Raw genomic sequence first — 3410 nt, 5'->3', positions numbered from 1 at the left:
GGCCGGCCACGCCTTCGATGGCGCCCTTGCCGAATTCGCTCGAATACTTCGAGGTCTTCTTTTCCAGCGAGTAGGCCGCGAACGAGGCCAGCGCCGCGCCGCCGCCGGGCAGGATGCCCAGCACCGAGCCCAGCGCGGTGCCGCGCAATACCGCCGGGATCATGCGGCGGAAATCGGCGCGGCTCGGCCACAGGTTGGTGACGTGGTCGGTGAAGGTCTCGCGGTTTTCCTTCTGTTCGAGGTTGGCGATGATCTCCGCGAAGCCGAACATGCCCATCGCCAGCGCGACGAAGTCCACGCCGTCGGTGAGTTCGGGCACGTCGAACGAGAAGCGCGCGGCGCCGGAGTTGACGTCGGTGCCGACCAGCCCCAGCAGCAGCCCCAGCACGATCATCGACACCGCCTTGGGCAGCGAGCCCGAGGCCAGCACCACGGCGCCGATCAGGCCCAGCACCATCAGCGAGAAGTATTCGGCCGGGCCGAACTTGAAGGCCAGCTCCGACAGCGGCGTGGCGAACGCGGCCAGGATCAGCGTCGACACGCAGCCGGCGAAGAACGAGCCGAGTCCGGCGGTGGCCAGCGCCACCCCCGCTCGCCCTCGCCGCGCCATCTGGTAGCCGTCGATGGTGGTCACCACCGAGGACGACTCACCGGGCAGGTTGACCAGGATGGCGGTGGTGGAGCCGCCGTACTGCGCGCCGTAGTAGATGCCGGCGAGCATGATGAGCGCGGCCACCGGCGGCAGCGTGTAGGTCACCGGCAGCAGCATGGCGATGGTGGCCAGCGGGCCGATGCCCGGCAGCACGCCGATCAGCGTGCCGAGCACGCAGCCGAGGAAGCAGTAGCCCACGTTCTGCAGCGTCAGGGCCGTGGAAAACCCGAGGCCCAGATGTTCGATCAGATCCATGACGCCGTCTCCCGGCCTGCATTGTGTGGTGCCACGAGATCGTCCTCGACAGCAGGCGTGCGCAGGTTGCGCGCCTCGGTGGCTCACCAATCACACTAGGCGGATGTGCTTTCATCCGCCTTTCAGCGGGGCCGCTCGCGGGTATTCACCGATGCGCCGCGGCTGGCGCGGCCCGCCCGGCGCCAACGCGTCGGGGCGGCCTTCGCGCGCGGCGCCGGCGTGCCGGCCGCGGCCCGCTACAATGCCGGATTGCCGGCCGCGCGCCGCTTCCACTTCGCCACAGGACGCCCCCATGCCGCTGAGCGCCGAGCAGTTGACCGAATACATGGATTTCGCCGCCAGCCTCGCGCAGGCGGCCGGTGCCGCCAGCCTGCCGTATTTCCGCAGCGCGCCCGCGGTGGAGGACAAGGGCGGCCGGCGCTTCGACCCCGTCACCGAGGCCGACAAGGCCGCCGAGCACGCCATGCGCGCGCTGATCCGGGCGCGCTATCCGCAGCACGGCATCCTCGGCGAGGAAGAGGGGCGCGTGGCCGGCAGCTCGCCGCTGACCTGGGTGCTCGACCCGATCGACGGCACGCGCGCGTTCATCACCGGGCTGCCGCTGTGGGGCACGCTGATCGCGCTCAACGACGGCCAGCGCCCGGTGCTGGGCGTGATGGACCAGCCCTACACGCGCGAGCGCTTCAGCGGCGACGGCCGCGGCGCGTGGCTCAACGGCCAGCCGCTGCGCACGCGCGCCTGCGCCGAGCTCGCGCAGGCCAAGGTGATGTGCACCACGCCCGAGATGTTCGACGATGAGGCCCAGTTCGCGGCCTTCCGGCGCGTGGCCGATGCCGCGCGCATGCAGCGCTACGGCGGCGACTGCTATGCCTATTGCATGGTCGCCGCCGGCCACGTCGACGCGGTGGTCGAGGCCGGCCTCAAGCCGTATGACGTGCAGGCGCTGATTCCCATCGTGCAGGGCGCCGGTGGCGTGATGACGAGCTGGAGCGGCGGCGACGCGCAGCACGGCGGCACCGTGGTGGCCTGCGGCGACGCGCGCCTGCACGGCCAGATCCTGGCGCTGCTCAACGCGCCGGCGTAGGCGCGCGCCGCGCCTGCCCCGCGGCGGGTGTCGCGGCAGGCCGTCACGGCCGGATCACGGTCCGCAGGAAGAGTATGATGCGGACCTCTTTTTTTGCAGCACGGGAAGAAACCAGAAACATGACGTCAAACGCATGCGGCCTCGATTTCGGCACCTCCAATTCCACGGTGGGCTGGGTCCGTCCGGGCCACGCCACGCTGTTGCCGCTGGAAGACGACAAGCTGACGCTGCCGTCGGTGATCTTTTTCCATGCGGAAGACCCGCTGGTCAGCTACGGCCGCGCCGCGCTCGGCGACTATCTGGCCGGCTACGAAGGCCGGCTGATGCGCTCGCTCAAGAGCCTGCTGGGCACCTCGATGATGGAAGACAGCACCGAGGTGATGGGGCAGGCCATGCCGTTCCGCAAGCTGCTCGCCCATTTCATCGGCGAGCTCAAGCAGCGCGCCGAGCGCGCCGCCGGCGCGCGCTTCGAGCGGGTCGTGCTGGGCCGCCCGGTGTTCTTCATCGACGAGGACGAGCAGGCTGACCGGCTCGCCGAGCAGACCCTGCGCGAGATCGCCGCCGACGCCGGCTTCAGGGACATCGAGTTCCAGTTCGAGCCGATCGCTGCGGCGTTCGACTACGAAGCCACCATCGGCCGCGAGGAGCTGGTGCTGGTGGCCGACATCGGTGGCGGCACCTCCGACTTCTCGCTGGTGCGCCTGTCGCCCGAGCGCGCCGGCAAGGCCGACCGGCGCGGCGACATCCTCGCCAACGGCGGCGTGCACATCGGCGGCACCGACTTCGACAAGAGCCTGAGCCTGGCCAGCGTGATGCCGTTCCTCGGCCTGGGCAGCGAGCTGCGCAACGGCAAGGCGATGCCGTCCGGCCAGTACTTCGACCTGGCGAGCTGGCACACCATCAACCAGGTGTACACGCGCAAGGCGTGGTCGCACGTGATGGACAACTACCGCGACGCCGCCGACACGGTCAAGCTCGACCGCCTGATCAGCCTCATCAAGCAGCGCGCCGGCCACTGGCTGGCGATCCAGGTGGAAGCGGCCAAGATCGCGCTGTCCGCCGAGCCGCATGCCGAACTCGACCTGGGCCGCATCGCGCCGGGCGAGACCATGACCATCGGCCGCGCCGACTTCGACCGCGCCATCGGCAAGCTGGTCGGCAAGACCGAGCAGACCGTGCAGGCGCTGCTGCGCGACGCCGGCGTGCGGGCCGGCGACATCGACACCGTGCTGTTTACCGGCGGCTCGAGCAGCGTGCCGCTGCTGCGCGAGCGGCTGTCCGACCTGATCCCGGGCGCGCAGCGCATCGAGGGCGACCTGTTCGGCGGCATCGGCTCGGGGCTGGCGCTGGACGCGCGCCGCAAGTTCGGCTGAGGGCCGGGCCGCGCGAAAAAAGCGCGGCCCGGCGCATGGCGGCGGG

General features: G+C 70.6%; 3 protein-coding genes. 2 read left to right on the top strand and 1 reads right to left on the bottom strand.

The annotated features are described in order from the left end of the window. The coding region (locus K206_RS0128220) for a tripartite tricarboxylate transporter permease (RefSeq protein WP_020205725.1) at nt 1-907 on the bottom strand (907 nt) is incomplete at its 3' end. A gap of 292 nt (nt 908-1199) precedes the next feature. On the opposite strand from K206_RS0128220, the gene hisN reads away from it, so the two are divergent. Together hisN and K206_RS0128210 are read left to right on the top strand one after the other, a co-directional pair. Then, complete coding sequence (gene hisN / locus K206_RS0128215) at nt 1200-1991, top strand: histidinol-phosphatase (RefSeq protein ID WP_020205724.1); 792 nt, start codon at nt 1200-1202, stop codon at nt 1989-1991. A gap of 119 nt (nt 1992-2110) precedes the next feature. Then, nucleotides 2111-3364, top strand: coding sequence for an Hsp70 family protein (locus K206_RS0128210; protein WP_020205723.1), 1254 nt, complete (start codon nt 2111-2113; stop codon nt 3362-3364). Nucleotides 3365-3410 lie beyond the last annotated feature (46 nt).

This window comes from Cupriavidus sp. WS, assembly GCF_000395345.1.
GTDB lineage: Bacteria > Pseudomonadota > Gammaproteobacteria > Burkholderiales > Burkholderiaceae > Cupriavidus > Cupriavidus basilensis_B.
The sequence above is the reverse complement of the archived record's forward strand: the minus strand, read 5'-3'. Positions and strand labels throughout refer to the sequence as shown.

Excerpts from the sequence above, each read along its gene's own strand:
- hisN (WP_020205724.1), top strand. The coding sequence starts at position 1,200 with ATGCCGCTGAGCGCCGAGCAGTTGACCGAATACATGGATTTCGCCGCC.
- K206_RS0128210 (WP_020205723.1), top strand. The coding sequence starts at position 2,111 with ATGACGTCAAACGCATGCGGCCTCGATTTCGGCACCTCCAATTCCACG.